The sequence below is a fragment of the Aeromonas sp. 130281 genome, assembly GCF_056642115.1.
On the sequence record NZ_JBWVQS010000001.1, the window covers coordinates 1,521,728 to 1,537,869 of the forward strand.

The window sequence follows — 16,142 nt, forward strand, 5'->3', positions numbered from 1 at the left end:
CCGTTTTCCGAGTGCCGCCCCGCCAGAGGGGCGCCAGCATGCCAACCAGACCCGCATTCCCCCGGCAGGAGCAACGCAAGTCTCTATAGAAATAATGAAAAGGGTCGAGAAAAGATAGGATCTTGACCACGGGGCGTGATCCTCACCCCATAGCCCCATGCCAGCAGCCCTCATCTCCATCGGCCCGACAAAGAGAGTTATCGACCAGCAGGGGAGAATGCTGAACCCGGGATTGGCCTGATGGCCGAGAAAGGGCACGTCTGGTTTTGCGCCCATAAAAAAACCGGCCGCGAGGCGGCCGGTCAAAAAATACAGTAGGCAGTCAGGGAACGACTTAGAAGTGGTACTGCATGGCCACGCCAACGACGTCGTCGGTGTTCTGGCCAAACTTGTTGTACCCGTCAGTGCCGTCGCTGTTCAGCAGGTTGGCCTTGTAATCAACGTAGACATCGAAGTTGTCGTTGATGTTGTACCAGGCACCGATGGACACGTACTCGGTCAGGGTGTCATCCAGGTTCTGGTCGGAATCTTTCACGTCCAGGCGGTTATATGCCAGGGACGGCTTCCATTGACCCCAAGTGTACTGAACCACGGCTTCGTAACCGTTGCTCTCGGAGGCATAACCGTCGTTGCCAGCCTGGTTCACATAGACGTGATTTTCGCCGTAGGCGTAGGTCGCGGCAGCGTACAGGTTGTTGGCGTTGTACTTGATACCGACTGCGGTCAGCTTGGCGTCTTCGCTGCCACCGAAGTTGGCGTTGGCAGCCTGATCGGCAGTCTTGCCAGCCTGGTTATAGGCCAGACCCAGGCTGATGCCCATGTCGAAGTTGTAGTTGGCAGACAGGGCGTAACCCTCTTCGGAGCCCCTGGTCCAGCTGGACGCGCTCTCGTTCTGCGCTTCGTTCTCGCCGGTGAACTGGGCACCCAGCACCAGGCCGTCGAAGGTGTAGAGGTACTGAGCCAGTCCGTTGGTACGACCGGTACCGAAGACTTCGGTACCCTTGCCCAGGCCATCTCCGCCCCACTCCGGCAGAACGTCGGTGTAATCGTTGACGGCCTTGGCAATCAGACCGTCCTGACGACCGTAGCTGAAGGCGCCGAAACGATCGTTCTTGATGCCAACGTAGGCATAACGCAGCTCGTTGTCGGAGCTGTTGGTCGGTACGTTGTACTCGACGAAGCCGTTGGCGACGGTCTCTTCGTTGATGCGGGTCTCACCACCGATGCGCAGACGCAGGTAGCTCTGATCGCCACTCTCGTCGTCGTTGTCGCTACCGTAGTACATGCCTTGAACACGGCCACCGATGTCAAGCTTGGTACCATCCTGGTTGTAAACGGTAGAAGCTTGTGCACCACCGGCCAGCAGCAGGCTGGAGATGGCCATCGTCAATGCTGTCTTTTTCATTGTTCGTTCCTCTGAGGTGTAAACCAGACCTGTGCTCGGTCGTTGTCATTTTGAATCGGGTTCATTTCCGATGACCTAGGGTAGATCTGCGAACCTTGATGGGAACTGAAGCTGGGGTCGATTAATTAGAAATACTCTATTTATCCCGTTTGTCGCGACACTAAGTGTCACAAACATAGGTTAATGCGGAATTTTAAACCACATAAATGAAAATATCAGAACAACAAAAATGCCATACATCTAAATGGCAGACGTTTGTATCGAGGAAGAGTCAATGAAAACCTGGCGAAGCGGGATCCAGTCGCTCCCAGGAACGCCTCAGACAGGTTGCCAGTCCCGCATGACGCGCAGCAGGTCTTTCCAGCTGACGATGCCGACCAGGGCGCCGTTTTCCAGTACCGGCAGGCAGGAGACATGCTGCTCCAGCATGATGGCCGCGGCTTCCGGCAAGGACGAGTCGGGAGAGATGGTGATAGGCTGGCGACTCATGATCTGATGGGCCCGCCGGTTGAGGGTCTCGGTGTCGCGGTTCATCTCGGCATCCGTGTCGAGATAGGGGCTGAGGGCGCGCAGCAGATCCCGGTCCGAGATGACTCCCACCAGCATGTCATCTTCCAGCACCAGCAGGTGGCGAAAGTGGGCCTGCTCGAAGATCGCCTTGATGACACCCAGCCTGTCATCCATGGAAACGGTCGCAACCCGGGTCGTCATGATCTCTTTAATCAACATGGAAGCCTCCTGCCCCCTGACAGATGTCTCTGTTATGGCACGTTTTTCTTGCCGCAGCCAGCCATGCCCGCCTGCCTCAAGTGCAAATCCGAGTCATTTCACGTAAGATCCGCGCCAGTTTCTCCCCTTCATTGAGCCAAGCAGATCCATCCATGATAGTTGCCAGTCAAATCGAACTGATCCGCGGCGGCCGCACGCTGCTGGACAACGCGTCCGCCACCATACACCCCGGCCACAAGGTGGGCCTGGTGGGCAAGAACGGCTGTGGCAAGTCCACCTTCTTTGCGCTGGTGCGGGGCGAGCTGGCCATCGACAACGGCAGCTTCAGCCTGCCCGCCGGCTGGCAGATTGCCGGCGTGGCCCAGGAGACCCCGGCGCTGGACTGCTCCGCGCTGGAATACGTGGTCGATGGCGACAAGGAGTTCCGCGCCCTGGAAGCCCAGCTGGCCCAGGCCGAGGCGGATGACAATGGCCTCCTGGTCGCCGAGCTGCACGGCCGGCTCGACACCATAGGCGCCTACAGCATCCGCGCCCGCGCCGCCGAGCTGCTGCACGGGCTGGGCTTTGGTGGCGATCAGCTCGACTCGCCGGTAAGGAGCTTCTCCGGTGGCTGGCGCATGCGCCTGAACCTGGCCCAGGCCCTGCTGTGCCGCTCCGATCTGCTGCTGCTCGATGAACCGACCAACCACCTGGATCTCGACGCCGTCATCTGGCTGGAGAAGTGGCTCAAGGGCTATCAGGGCACGCTGGTGCTGATTTCGCACGACCGCGACTTCCTCGATTCGGTCATCAACCGCATCATCCACATCGAGAACGGCAAGCTCAACGAATACACCGGCGGCTACTCCGACTTCGAGCTGCAGCGCGCCGAGCAGCTGGCCCAGCAGCAATCCATGTACGAGAAGCAGCAGCGGGAGATGTCCCACATGCAGGCCTATGTGGACCGCTTCCGCTACAAGGCCTCCAAGGCGCGTCAGGCCCAGAGCCGGTTGAAAGCCATGGAGCGGATGGAGAAGATCCTGCCCGCCCACGCCGACTCCGAGTTCAGCTTCGAGTTTCGCGAGCCCTCGGCTCTGCCGACCCCCCTCATCGCCATGGAGAACCTCTCTGCCGGTTACGGTGACAAGGTGATCCTGGAGAAGATAAAGATGAACCTGGTACCGGGCTCGCGCATCGGCCTGCTGGGGCGCAACGGCGCCGGCAAGTCCACCTTCATCAAGATGCTGTCGGGCTCCAATGCGCCACTCTCGGGCAAGCTGGAGGTAAGCGCCGGGGTCAGCATCGGCTACTTCGCCCAGCATCAGCTCGAAACCCTGCGCCTGGACGATACCCCTCTCGATCACCTGGCCCGCCTCGCGCCGGACAAGTCCGAGCAGGAGCTGCGCAACTACCTCGGCAGCTTCGGTTTTCACGGCGACAAGGCGCTGGACAAGGTGGCCCCCTTCTCCGGCGGCGAGAAGGCGCGGCTGGTGCTGGCCCTCATCACCTGGCAAAAGCCGAACCTCCTGCTGCTGGATGAACCGACCAACCACCTGGATCTGGAGATGCGCCACGCCCTGACCATGGCGCTGCAAGGCTTCGAGGGCGCCATGGTGGTGGTCTCTCACGACCGTCACCTGCTGCGCACCACCACGGATGACTTCTATCTGGTCCACGGTGGCCGGGTCGAACCGTTCGACGGCGATCTCGACGACTACCACAAGTGGCTCGGCGAGCAGGAGAAAGAGGCCAACGCCAAGCCGGTGGACGGCCCCGTCTCCGCCAACTCGGCGGTGGCACGCAAGGATCAGAAGCGGCTCGAGGCCCAGTTCCGCCAGCAGACCCGGCCCCTGCGCCAGAAGCTGGAGAAACTCGAGGCCAGCATGGAGAAGCTGCAGGGCAAGCTTGGCGACATCGAGAGCCAGCTGGCCGATCCCGCCATCTACGAAGAGAGCGCCAAGGGCAAGCTCTCCGAGCTGCTCAAGTCCCAGGGCCCCCTCAAGGAGCAGCTGGAAGAGGTGGAGCTGGAGTGGATGAGCCTCTCTGAGGAGCTGGAAACCATGGAGCAGGCCTTCTTTGCGTGACGAACAGCTGATGGCAAGCGAGCGGGTCGCCGTGCACGAGCTGCCGACGCCGCTCGGCTTCTGGCACTGGAGCGGCAAGGTCTATGGTGAGCGCAGCCAGGACTGGCTCGAGGTGCAGAGCCAGGGGGGCAACGTCAACCTGGCGCTCCTGCTGCATCATCTGGACTTGCTCGGCATCCCGGTCGACCTCACCGATCTGCAACCGGCCCTGGTCCAGACCGAGGCCGTGCTGCTCCCCTGGCGCACCCTGCGCCAGCAAGCCAAGTCACGGCTGGCCGAGGAGGAGTATCAGGCCATGCTGGCCCACGAGCTGGAGCTGGAGCGGCTGCAACAGGGGGTCCTGCTGCAGACCCTGCGCGGCCTCTCCCTGTTTCGTGGCAAGAGCCACAACCTGTTGAACTATCTATCGTTACTGGGTGCCCAGCAGGGCCCCCTCAGAGACCTAATATGCTGAGCTACCGCCACGCCTTTCACGCCGGCAACCATGCCGACGTGCTGAAACACGCCGTCCAGGCCCTGATCATCGAGTCCCTCAAGAAGAAGGAGAAGCCCTTCATCGTGCTGGACACCCATGCCGGCGGCGGTCTCTACGACCTGCGCGGCGACTGGTCCCAGAAGAAGGCGGAGTACGCCGACGGCATCGGCCGGCTGTGGGACGAGCGAGCCCAATGGTCTGCCATGGCCCCCTATCTTGGCGTCATCGAGGAGATGAATCAGAGCGGCGAGCTGCACTACTACCCGGGCTCGCCGGAGCTCTCCCGCCGCCTTATCCGCGAGCAGGACAAGCTGGCGCTGATGGAGCTGCACAACAACGAGGTGGAGGATCTTCGCGCCAACATGGGCTACGACCCCCGCGTCGCCGTCCACCATCGCGACGGTTTTGAGGGGCTGGTGGCCCTGCTGCCGCCCACCCCGCGCCGGGGCCTGGTGCTTATCGACCCCCCCTATGAGCTGAAAGAAGATTACTTCGCCGTGGTCGATACCCTTAAAAAAGCGCAGAAGCGCTGGGCCACCGGCATCTACGCCCTCTGGTATCCCATCCTCGGCCAGGAGGCGGACAAGTCCCGCGATATGCTCAAGGCGATCAAGCGGGAAAACTTCGGCAACGTCCTGGTGGTTGAGCTCGAAGTCGCCGGCCAGACCGCCGATTGGGGCATGAACGGCTCCGGCATGCTGATCGTCAGTCCCCCCTGGATGCTGGACGAGCAGATCGAAGCCTTCCTCAAACCCCTGTGCGCCAGGCTGGCCCAGGGCGCCGGTGCCCAGTACAGGGTGGAGTGGCTCAACAAGGCAGCCGACTGAACCCCTTACCGACCGCAAACATGACAAAGCCCCGAAAGGGGCTTTTCTCTCTCTGCCGTTGCCGGGATGACGCCGCTCGCCTCAGGCCCTCACGGGCATATCCCGCCAGAGCGCCAGAATGAGCAACGCCAGCAGGGCGAAGGGCGGCACCAGGCAGAGCAGTACGCACAGAACGGTGACAAGCACGGGGTGGCGGCTCTTGCGCCGGGCCAATCGCCAGGCCACGACGCCGACAAGGATCATCAGCAGCAGGATGAACAGCACATAGATGTTGGCATTGAGGGTCATGAAAGCTCCTTTTTCATGGCAAAAGGCACACTCTAGCGCCGCCATGGCCCCAGGCAACTCCCAATCTGGTGGCTTCTCCCCGGTCGATAGGCTTTTTCTATTTAGCCAATAGATGAGAATGGTTTTCATTTGATGTGATTCTGGGTGATACTGCCTTCATCGCCAGAGGAGACACCATCATGAAAAAGACCATCAGCTTCGCCGTCCTGCACTTCAGTGTCGCCTTCACCGTGGCTTATCTGCTGACCGGCGAACTGCTCACCGCCAGCCTGATCGCCCTGATCGAGCCCGCCGTCAACACGGTCGCCTTCTACTTCCACGACCTTGGCTGGCACAAGCTCAAGCCCAATCACAGCCTGCAGGCCAAGACCAGCAGCTTCGCCCTGGTGCACTTCTCGGTGGCCTTCGGCGTCGCCTACCTGCTGAGCGGCGAGCTGCTCACCGGCGGCGTGATGGCACTGATCGAGCCCGCCATCAACACAGTCGTCTTCTTCTTCCACGAGCGGCTGTGGCGCAGCCGCCAGCCACTGGTACTGGCATAAGGGAGGGCGGACAGCCCTTCCCCTTCACGAGCTGCCATAACAGCCGCCAACCCCTGGGCCCCATGAGCCCAATGAGGGGGCATAGCCCCCTCCCACAGACCCGGATCGCCGACGCATCCCTTGCCATACCGACTCATTCTTTGATCCCGCCCGAAAATCCATCACCCTGCCCTTCCCCTCGGCGCCACCCCCGCTAACATACCCGAATGGCAATATATGCCTCGTTGGAGTCACCCATGAGCCACGCCAACCCTCAAGCGCAGCCAAATAGCAGCACACTGGAAGCTGACATTCAGGGGCGGTAGCTTGCCCAAAAACGGTAGCCAGCAAACAGAGCTGTTTCTTGTCCAAAAATTTCTGAGTGGAGGCTGTGCATGGAAACGCAAACACTGCATCGGGGCCGACTGATCGACCATCTCCAGCTGGTGGTAAAAGACTTGGCTGCCAGCCAGCGCTTTTACACCGCCACCCTAGCCGCCCTCGATATTCCCATAGGCGGCGCGGGTGACGGCTACTTCTGGGCAGACGAGCTCTTTGTCACTGCCATCGACAGCCCGGCTGCGCTCGGTGCACTGACTGGCCGCCACCATCTCGCCTTCCAAGCGCAAGACAGGGAAATGGTGGAACGTTTCTATCAGGCGGCGCTGGCCCACGGCGGTCAGGACAACGGCGCCCCCGGCGAGCGCAATTATCACCCCGGCTATTACGCCGCCTTTGTGCTCGATCCGGACGGCAATAATATCGAAGCGGTATATCACGGCGAGGCAACACGCAGTGCTGAGTCGGTGGAAATTCGGTTTTAGCAAATAACAGAACACCGGTGATATGGACTTCGCCATGGTGCAACGAGGTGGCTACGCCTTGCCCAACATAGTGATGCCCTGATTTTCTTATTACTGTACTTTTACAGTGATAAAGGAAAATCCTAGAAAGGAAGTCATTCGAATATGAACAGATACAGAGCCAAAATGGTAATATGATGCTTTTAAATAAATACTCCATCACGGTAAAAGCGTCGATACGGAATCATACATGGAATTTAATTATAAAATTAGTCCTACTTTCATTCTAGTCACTATTAAGTACATAAGCCAATAGGTAGTGAAATATGAGCTATAAAGGTCCAGAAAACCCTAAAGAGAAATTAACTGAAATTTTAGACCCAAAACTTTTAGTTGATTTAAGTGCAGACATTTTGTTTTCCTTAGGCTGTACTAATACAAAAAAAATGGATGGTCCCGGTGATGGTGGCAGAGATCTATATGCGGAAAACCAATCAGGCGAAAAGTTACTAGTGCAATGTAAGTATCATAATAACTCTGAGTTAGTCTGTAGTAGCAGAGAGTTATCCGAACTCCCAATGGCTTTAATTAAATTCAACTATAAAAATGGTATTTTTATTACAAATGCTAAAATTTCACCACAAGCCAAAAGAGAATATCTAGACAACTATCCAACTTTTAATCTAAATTTTATAGATGGCGATATGTTATGTTCTATTGTTTTAGATAATCCTTTGTTAAGATCAATTTGGTTTGATGGCGAGTCATTTATAAGGAAATTATTAACCATTAACTTCCCAATCTTGATAAGAGAGCATGAAAATGATCTTCCATACATTATTAATGATCATGCAGAAGAGCAAGATATCACAATTCTTCTAACCGATTTTAGAAATTCGTTAAACCATTTAAAGTTTTCCATCAACAAAATATTACTAGATACAAGGATATTTGAGCCATATAAAGCGCCAGTACCACTAACATGTGAAGAGGGTGCCAACTCATTATTCTCTTTTTCAGCGATAACAGTTGAAGGATTAAACACATTAATAGAAATCAATGATTTAATACAGAACTTAGCAAACATTCTATCAACATGGACACAACTAAGTTTAAGTTCATTTACTATTCGATTTGGCACACCTCATATAGTCAATAGGCCTAATACTCAGGACGGTTCAAGGTTAGAGCTTGATGTTAAACCAATTAGCTTCGTAAAAACAAAATCATTTTTTGGCACCGAATATGAGTTTATTGATACTGATAGTTCCAAGAATTGGACCAGTGTTAACGATGCTAGAGTTTCAGAAGCTGAATACATTAGATTATTTAATAAAGAATTAAATGTTTGCCTCGACCATATACTAATAAGTCGTATTGGATGGAGTGAGCAGCTTACAAAACTGGCCATTATTGAACAGAGAAAATTGCAATGGCAACAATCCATTTTTTGCGTAATCAAAAAATTTGATGTTTGGCCATATAAAAACATACCAACTCCAGATGAAAAGTCAGAATGGTATGTTGATAATGAAATGATATGTGGTTGGCTACATCATGCGCTACTTGGCTATCTATCTATTCCAAGACAAAGAAATTCTGAATCATTAGACCATATATTAAAAATGCCAAGCGAAGAAGAATGGTTAGAAAAGAGATCTTCAATCTCTCATGAATTATCAAAAATAAATGACGTCAAAATAATACCTCCGAGTACAGCAAGGCATATGATTGCTATAAAAGGTTCTGATCCTTTTGAATTACCAGAAAAAGTGAAATATATTTGCGGTGAAATTATTTCTTATCCTGAAAACATACCCAGCCCTATATTGCCATACTCTCGTCTTTTTTTGATCGAGTTTATAATAAATACAGATAATGTTTCTGACGCCGAAATGGAAAACATAAAATGCATAATATCAGGCATGGATAAAGTTGATGAGCTCAAGATAGAAGTAGAAAAAAGCAAACAACTATTTCATTTTAATATAATACCAAACATTGATGGGATTGAGCATAAAACAACAAAAAACATCCTTGATGAAATTCATTTAATATCAAAAAAAATCATGTCCACTCTAGAGGTAAATATTCACAATAAATTCCAAGTCATCACAGATAAATATTGGCTTGATAATTACAAAATTTCCTTTGGTGTAAATTGGCGTGAGTCATCAAAACAATATGTTGGGCAATTGAATATTACAGAGCCAGTAACAATTGATGAATTAAAAAAGATGATGAGTCCATAATGTACTTAGCAAAAAATTAATTTTTGACATTTTGTCAACCACTCCATAGGAGATTGTTATAAGCAGTGTGAATAGGGGTTTCCTTTGGCAAAGCAAGTAGGTTTGATTAGCGCAGCGTATTCTGACCATCATCTATAACCCAGCCGCTATATAAGCAAGGATCGGGAAATCTCCTTGGGGAGCCCTTTTTGGCCACCTAGTGGCCCTGTCTGGCTCGCCGGAGTCACTATAAGCTGGATTTATGAGTTTTCCGTTGATGACCCCATATTTGCTTATATTGGCGATCACCAGTCCACCAGCACCTGCTGCGGCCCCATCACGGGTCAGCTCGGCCATATCCCGCCCCTGCGGCACACCTCACTGCGCCGCAGACAGGCAGGGTATTATTTCCCCCTGAAAGCCGCCGAGCCGAGTTTAGCGGGTCAGGAGCGCCGTCATGGACGACGGCGCAGCCGCAGGCGGCACAGGGATGTGCCGTGTGCGGCGATCCGTCCGACCCGATGAAGGAGGAGAGGGAATCCGCGAAGCGGACGGCTTGCCGGGGGAGAAGACCTTTGGTGACTTTGGGTCTTTCCAAAGTCACTCGCCCAGGCCCGAAGGGCGGGCGAAACCCCGTCGAGGGCAAAGCCCTCGCATTCGATGGGGAAAGCCGCATACGGATCGCTGCTGCGCAAATCGCCGCGCCGACTGCCTCTTCCCCGTGGGGATTCATTCCCCCCTGCCACTGGCCTATAGTGAGCCCCTTTCACACCACCTTTGCGAGCAGCAATATGTATATCGGCGAATTTGCCCGGCTGGCGGGCACCACTCCCAAGGCAGTCCGTCTCTACGAGCAGCTCGGGCTGCTGCCAGAACCCAGGCGGCGCGGCAAGTATCGCGTCTACCGGGCCGAGGATCTGGAGTGGGTCGACTTTATCCGCGAGGCCCAGCGACTCGGCTGCAAGCTGGGGGAGCTGGTTCCCTTGCTGGCAGGCCTCACCAGTCTCGCCGAGTTTCCCTGGCAGAAGGTTGAGCAGCTTATCGCGGGCAAGCTGGCGCAGATCGAGGCCGAGGTGGCCAGGCTGCAACGCCAGCACCAGGCCTTGAGCCAGTGCGCCGAGTTGCTCGCGCAGCACCCCTGCCGCTATGGCGCTCCCATCCCGCGCGACTCCGAATCGCAGCTTCATCAGAGGGATGCAGGGCGGGCGCACAAGGTGGCTTGACTCTGTCCCATGGGACAAGGGGTGTAATGGGGGCTCACTTCATCAGGAGCCACGCCATGACACCCAAGCTGCTTATCATCAACGGCAACCCCAAACCCGACAGCCTCTGCCATGCCCTGGCCAGGGAGTACGCCCGCAGCGCCGAGGAGGGCGGCACAGAGGTCACTCTGCATCACGTGGGGGAGCTCGCCTTCGAGCCGGATCTGCACCATGGCTATGACGAGGCGCAGCCCCTCGAGCCCGATCTGCAGGCATTGCAGCAGAGCCTGAAGCAGGCTCACCATCTGGTGATCGTCGCCCCCCTCTGGTGGGGCCACCTGCCGGCCCGGCTCAAGGGGTTGCTGGACAGGGTGCTGCTCTCGGGGTTTGCCTTTCGATATCAGAAAGGCAAGGCGCTTCCCGAGCGCCTGCTCGCCGGCAAGACGGCGCGCCTGCTGCTCACCATGGACAGCCCTGTCTGGTACTACCGCTGGTGGCTGGGCTCCCCCGTCGAGCGCACCCTCGCCAAGCCGGTGCTGGGGCTGTGCGGCATAAGGCTGACCCATCGCCAGCATCTGGGGCCAGTCCATACCGCCAGCGAGCGGGAGCGACAGCGCTGGCTGGGCCGTACCGCCGCCGCCGCCCGCAGTGATGCGCAGCGGCTGGCGCGGCGGCGACCCTGAGCCAGGGCGGCGACGACCTGATGACCATTGTTGTCGGCAGCGCTGCCCAAAGAGGCGGGCAAGGGAGTCTGGGGTGAAAAAGTCCTCGGCGGTCCGGCGCCCTTGTGCTGTAGTAAGTGGGAATCCCCTCTTGCTGGAGCCTTTTCGATGACCAAGATGTTGCTGGGCACCCTCGCCTTGATGCCGCTGCTGGCCAGTGCCGCCACCCCTTCCTTTGATTGTGCCAAGGCCCACGGCGCGGCCGAGCAGCTTGTCTGCCAGGACGCCGGGCTGGCGGCGCTGGATAACGAACTCGCCGCCCTCTACCCCAAGGCGCTGAGCCAGCTGTCGGCCGAGCAGCAGAAGACGGAGAAGGCGATGCAGCGCGGCTGGATCAAGGGGCGCAACGAGTGCTGGAAAGAGAGCGACTCGCGCCAATGCGTGGAGGAGAGCTACCAGCTGCGCATCACAGAGCTGCAGATAAAGGGGGGCCAGCTGAGAGTGCCAAGCCCGGTCGACTACCAGTGCGACGGCGGGATCCGGCTCTCGACCTACTTCTACAACGAGGCCAAGCGGCCCGCCGCCGTGATCAACCTGAGCGAGGGGGCGCAGCAGTCGCAGGTGCTCGCCTTTGAAGCCCCCAGCGCCAGCGGCGCCCGTTACGAGGGGCAGAATCTCACGCTGCTGACCAAGGGGAACGAAGCCAGGCTGGAGCGTTATGACCAAGCCGCCCGGCAGTGCCGCGTCAGCGGCCAATAAGCCCACCCCTCCCATGAAAAAGCCCCGCAGTTGCGGGGCTTTTTGTTAGCGGTCACAGGGGTTATTTCACCGCTATAGCCTCGGCCATCGGGGTCTGGAACTCCTGCTCTGCCTCGGCGAAGCGATCCAGCATCGCCTTGGAGGGCGCCTTGTCCAGCAGGCTGAACACCACTATCGCCAGGGTGGCGAAGACGAAGCCCGGAATGATCTCGTACAGACCCAGCCAGCCGAACTGCTTCCAGACGATGACGGTCAGGGCACCGGCCAGCATGCCGGCCAGGGCGCCGTTGCGGGTCATGCGGGACCAGAGCACGGAGAGCAGCACCACGGGACCGAAGGCGGCACCGAAGCCGGCCCAGGCGTAGCTCACCAGCCCCAGCACCCGGTTCTCCGGGTTCACGGCCACGGCGATGGCGATGAGGGAGATCACCAGCACCATGGCGCGGCCGACCCACACCAGCTCTTTCTGGGAGGCGTTCTTGCGCAGGAAGGGCTTGTAGAGATCCTCGGTGATGGCGCTGGAGCAGACCAGCAGCTGACAGCTCAGGGTACTCATCACCGCCGCCAGGATGGCGGAGAGCAGCACGCCGGCAATCCAGGGGTTGAACAGTATCTTGGAGAGCTCGATGAAGACGCGCTCCGGGTTGCCGGTGACGCCGGCGGCCTGCTCGGTGAAGGTAGAGAAGTAGGAGAGGCCGAAGAAGCCGATGGCCACGGCGCCGCCGAGGCAGAACACCATCCAGGTCATGCTGATGCGACGGGCGCTGGCCATGGAGTGGTGGGAGTCCGCCGCCATGAAGCGCGCCAGTATGTGGGGCTGGCCGAAGTACCCCAGGCCCCAGGCCATCAGGGAGATGATGGCGATGAAGTCCAGGTTCTTGAACATGTCGAGGTTGCTGGCGTTCTGCGCCGCCACCTGCACCATGGCGGTGTCGATGCCGCCCACCGCGATGATGACGAACACCGGGGTCAGGATCAGGGCGAAGATCATCAGGGTGGCCTGCACCGTGTCTGTCCAGCTCACCGCGAGGAAGCCGCCGAAGAAGGTGTAGGTGATGGTAGCCGCGGCACCGACCCAGAGGGCGGTGTCATAGCTCATGCCGAAGGTGCTCTCGAACAGGCGGGCACCGGCCACCACGCCGGAGGCGCAGTAGATGGTGAAGAACAGCAGGATCACCAGGGCGGAGAGGATGCGCAGCACCCGGCTCTTGTCCTCGAAACGGTAGGTGAAGTAGTCCGGAAGGGTCAGGGCGTTGCGGTTCTTCTCGGTGTGAACCCGCAGCCGACCGGCCACCCAGCGCCAGTTGAAGTAGGCACCTATGGTGAGGCCGATGGCGATCCAGCTCTCGGAGATGCCGCCGATGAAGACGGCGCCCGGCAAGCCCATCAGGAGCCAGCCGCTCATGTCGGAGGCCCCGGCGGAGAGGGCTGTCACCCAGCTCCCCATACGGCGGCCGCCGAGAATGTAGTCGTCAAAGTTCTGGGTGGCGCGATAGGCGATGAAGCCGATCAGGACCATACCCAGGATGTACACCAGAAAGGTGATGAGCATTGGGGTGCTAGCTGTCATTCAAAACTCCGTTATGTGACTCTTGTACCCGTTCTCGCGACGGGCTCTTCCTTAAAAAACCGGCCTAGATTAATCAGCAGATCGCCTGATCACAACCACTTTTAACAAATAAAAAACACAGAGAAAACGTTTCACACCTAATCAAGTAACCAATCAAGAGCGGTTAGGCCGGATTTTATCCCGACACTGCAAAGACTTACCCTCCTTTACGCATCATAAAAAAGCCCCGACCTTGGCCGGGGCTCGACATCGAGGACAACCGGATCAGCGGTTGATGGCGATGGGCATGCCGCTGCGCTGCTCCAGGGCCTGCTTGACCAGCTGGGAGTCGCTGTCCGCGTGGGCGATGAAACGGGTCACCGCGGTGGACATGGGCAAGGGTGCCGGCAGGCTGGAGTTGAACTCCTCCTGGCTGCGGGAGAGCGGCTGGTGCACTTCCAGATAGCGACGACCATCCGGCTCGACCGAGGCCTTGATCGGCTGGTTCACGAACTGGACACGGGTGCCGACCGGTACCTGCTTGAACAGATACTCGATGTCATCGTTGCGCAGCCGCACGCAGCCGTGGCTCACCCGCAGGCCGATGCCGAACTGGGCATTGGTGCCGTGGATGGCGTACATCTTGCCGATGTAGAGCGCAAACAGCCCCATGGGGTTGTCCGGGCCGGCCGGCCAGACCGCAGGCAGGGTCTCGCCACGGGCGGCGTACTCGGCGTGCATCTTGGCGGTCGGGGTCCAGGTCGGGCCCGCCTTCTTGCGCTGCACGCTGGTCACCCAGTCTTCCGGGGTGTCGGTGCCGAGCTGGCCGATGCCGATGGGCAGCACTTCCACCACCTTCTTGCCTTTGGGGTAGTAGTAGAGGCGCATCTCGGCGACGTTCAGCACTATGCCCTCGCGGGGGGCATCCGGCAGGATCAGCTGGTGCGGCACGACCAGCTTCTCGCCCGCCTGCAGCAGCAGGGGATCCGCCTTGGGGTTGGCTTCCAGCATGTTGGTCAATCCCAGCTGGAACTTGGCCGCGGCCGCTTCCAGGGGCTGGCCCGCCTCTTCGGCTGGCACCACGTATTCCAGGTTCTCGCCCACCAGGCGGCTGTTGGCCGCAGGCAGGGCATATTCGACGGCAAGCACGGGCGTGGCGGTCAGGAGCAGGCTGCAGCACAGTGCAGCCGCCGTGTTGTGGAGGAGCTTCATAACTTTCCTGTGATATTGGGGTGATTCAGCACTCTGGCCGGGGCGTGCGCGCCCGGGGCGAAGAGAAGGCCGCCATTTTTCTCCTCTGCACCGCAAATTTCAACCGACACGTGGTGACGGGTCGATGATTAATATGGCGTTTTCCCCTGCCCTCATCCTGCAACAAGAATCAAATCACCCGTTCTTCCAGGCGTGCATGTCATAACCGGTCGGAGATTGATGCAACCGCAGATGAAACTGCCCGATAATGGCGAATATATGGTCGAATATATCGGCCTGGATCCCTTCGTAATCGGCCCAGGCGGTGGTCGCCGTGAAGCAGTAGATCTCCAGCGGCAGGCCGTCGGAAGTCGGTGCCAGCTGGCGCACCATCAGGGTCATGTCCTTGCGAATCCCGGAATGGGCACGCAGGTAGGCATCCAGATAGGCGCGCAGGGTGCCGAGGTTGGTGAGGTGACGGCCATTGATGGGGCAGCTGATGGCGTCGCTCAGCTGCTGGTTGTAGCTGCTCAGCTCCTGCTCCTTGCGGCTGAGATAGGGGGCCAGCAACCTGGCCTGCTTGAGCTGCAACTGCTCCTCGGCGGTGAGGAAGCGCACGCTGGTCATGTCGATGTTGACGCTGCGCTTGATGCGCCGGCCACCGGATTCCGTCATCCCCTGCCAGTTCTTGAAGGAGTCGGAGATGAGGGCATAGGTGGGAATGGTGGTGATGGTCTTGTCCCAGTTCGACACCTTGACCGTGGTGAGGCCGATGTCGGTCACCTCCCCATCGGCGCCGTACTTGTCCATCTGCAGCCAGTCACCGACGCTCAGCATGCGGTTGGCGGAGAGCTGGATCCCGGCCACCAGACCGAGGATGGGGTCCTTGAACACCAGCATCAGCACCGCTGTCATGGCCCCCAGGCCGCTGAACAGGAAGAGCGGCGACTTGCCGAGCAGCAGGGCTATCATCAGGATGCCGACCAGGATGCTGGCCACCAGTTTCACCCCCTGGAAGATGCCGCGCAGGGGCAGATCCCGCCCGAGCCGGGTATGGCGACTCACCGACAGCAGGCAGTCGAGCAGGGCAAACAGGGCGAGCAGCAGGAACAGCAGGATCCAGAGCTGGGCCAGCATCTCGATAAGCTGCAGGCTGTCGGACTCCCTGGGCAGCCAGATCTCCGCCTGACCGAGCAGCACGGCCCCCTGCAGCACCAGGGCGAGCCGGTAGAAGAGCCGCTGCTGCAACTGGGGCGGCAGCCACACCTGCTTGGTCTTGCCGAGCAGCCCCACCAGGCGCACCAGCAGGATGCGGTGCAGCACCAGGTGCAGTGCCAACCCGGTCAGCACGATGAAGCCCAGGGCGATCACCAGCGCCATCATGGCGGTGACCTCCACCCCGAGACCGGACAACCAGTTGAAAAATATCTCCTTCAT

15 protein-coding genes are annotated in these 16,142 nt (G+C 57.9%); 9 read left to right on the top strand and 6 right to left on the bottom strand.

All coding sequences use genetic code 11. The features are described 5' to 3' along the window. Positions 1-334: 334 nt before the first annotated feature. Both AC1IN8_RS06880 and AC1IN8_RS06885 read right to left on the bottom strand, forming a co-directional pair. A complete protein-coding gene (locus AC1IN8_RS06880) occupies positions 335-1,405 on the bottom strand; it encodes a porin (RefSeq protein ID WP_202046628.1) in 1,071 nt (356 codons plus the stop codon). A 318-nt stretch (positions 1,406-1,723) separates the two neighbouring features. Beyond that, positions 1,724-2,134 carry a CBS domain-containing protein gene (locus tag AC1IN8_RS06885; protein WP_319912630.1) on the bottom strand — a complete coding sequence of 137 codons (411 nt, stop codon included), beginning with the start codon at positions 2,132-2,134 and terminating at the stop codon, positions 1,724-1,726. Between the two features lie 152 nt (positions 2,135-2,286). Between AC1IN8_RS06885 and AC1IN8_RS06890 the strand changes: the two genes are divergently transcribed. From AC1IN8_RS06890 to AC1IN8_RS06900, 3 genes are read left to right on the top strand one after another with little or no spacing between them, the layout of a single operon-like run. Further along, on the top strand, positions 2,287-4,197 hold the full coding sequence (locus AC1IN8_RS06890) for an ABC transporter ATP-binding protein (RefSeq protein WP_479758433.1): 1,911 nt from the start codon (positions 2,287-2,289) through the stop codon (positions 4,195-4,197). Then, positions 4,190-4,651, top strand: a complete 462-nt coding sequence (locus AC1IN8_RS06895; protein WP_265436574.1) for a DUF2390 domain-containing protein — start codon at positions 4,190-4,192, stop codon at positions 4,649-4,651. Before AC1IN8_RS06890 ends, AC1IN8_RS06895 begins: the two co-directional genes overlap by 8 nt. After that, complete coding sequence (locus AC1IN8_RS06900) at positions 4,645-5,499, top strand: 23S rRNA (adenine(2030)-N(6))-methyltransferase RlmJ (RefSeq protein WP_479758434.1); 855 nt, start codon at positions 4,645-4,647, stop codon at positions 5,497-5,499. Before AC1IN8_RS06895 ends, AC1IN8_RS06900 begins: the two co-directional genes overlap by 7 nt. 81 nt (positions 5,500-5,580) lie before the next feature. Here the strand turns inward: AC1IN8_RS06900 and AC1IN8_RS06905 are convergent, their stop codons facing one another. Beyond that, positions 5,581-5,787, bottom strand: coding sequence for a hypothetical protein (locus tag AC1IN8_RS06905; protein ID WP_479758435.1), 207 nt, complete (start codon positions 5,785-5,787; stop codon positions 5,581-5,583). 179 nt (positions 5,788-5,966) lie between these two features. Between AC1IN8_RS06905 and AC1IN8_RS06910 the strand changes: the two genes are divergently transcribed. The 6 genes from AC1IN8_RS06910 (at position 5,967) to AC1IN8_RS06935 (ending at position 11,965) form a co-directional block, all read left to right on the top strand. Continuing rightward, on the top strand, positions 5,967-6,329 hold the full coding sequence (locus AC1IN8_RS06910; protein ID WP_479758436.1) for a DUF2061 domain-containing protein: 363 nt from the start codon (positions 5,967-5,969) through the stop codon (positions 6,327-6,329). A gap of 374 nt (positions 6,330-6,703) precedes the next feature. Beyond that, a complete protein-coding gene (locus AC1IN8_RS06915; protein WP_479758438.1) occupies positions 6,704-7,132 on the top strand; it encodes a VOC family protein in 429 nt (142 codons plus the stop codon). A 305-nt stretch (positions 7,133-7,437) separates the two neighbouring features. Further along, entirely contained in the window at positions 7,438-9,363 is a 1,926-nt protein-coding gene (locus AC1IN8_RS06920) for a restriction endonuclease (protein WP_479758439.1), read from the top strand. 770 nt (positions 9,364-10,133) lie between these two features. Continuing rightward, positions 10,134-10,565: a MerR family transcriptional regulator gene (locus AC1IN8_RS06925; protein WP_479758440.1), complete on the top strand. Its 432-nt coding sequence runs from the start codon at positions 10,134-10,136 to the stop codon at positions 10,563-10,565. 56 nt (positions 10,566-10,621) lie between these two features. Continuing rightward, on the top strand, positions 10,622-11,227 hold the full coding sequence (locus tag AC1IN8_RS06930; RefSeq protein WP_479758441.1) for an NAD(P)H-dependent oxidoreductase: 606 nt from the start codon (positions 10,622-10,624) through the stop codon (positions 11,225-11,227). A gap of 147 nt (positions 11,228-11,374) precedes the next feature. Continuing rightward, the gene (locus AC1IN8_RS06935) at positions 11,375-11,965 is read left to right on the top strand and encodes an MliC family protein (protein WP_479758442.1); all 591 of its coding nucleotides are present in this window, start codon (positions 11,375-11,377) and stop codon (positions 11,963-11,965) included. 61 nt (positions 11,966-12,026) lie between these two features. Here the strand turns inward: AC1IN8_RS06935 and putP are convergent, their stop codons facing one another. The 3 genes from putP to AC1IN8_RS06950 form a co-directional block, all read right to left on the bottom strand. After that, positions 12,027-13,535, bottom strand: a complete 1,509-nt coding sequence (gene putP, locus AC1IN8_RS06940; protein WP_319912610.1) for a sodium/proline symporter PutP — start codon at positions 13,533-13,535, stop codon at positions 12,027-12,029. Between the two features lie 264 nt (positions 13,536-13,799). Continuing rightward, a complete protein-coding gene (locus tag AC1IN8_RS06945) occupies positions 13,800-14,726 on the bottom strand; it encodes a L,D-transpeptidase family protein (RefSeq protein ID WP_139435966.1) in 927 nt (308 codons plus the stop codon). A 174-nt stretch (positions 14,727-14,900) separates the two neighbouring features. After that, positions 14,901-16,142 (bottom strand): mechanosensitive ion channel family protein, encoded by a 1,242-nt coding sequence (locus AC1IN8_RS06950; RefSeq protein WP_265436582.1) that lies wholly within the window; start codon positions 16,140-16,142, stop codon positions 14,901-14,903.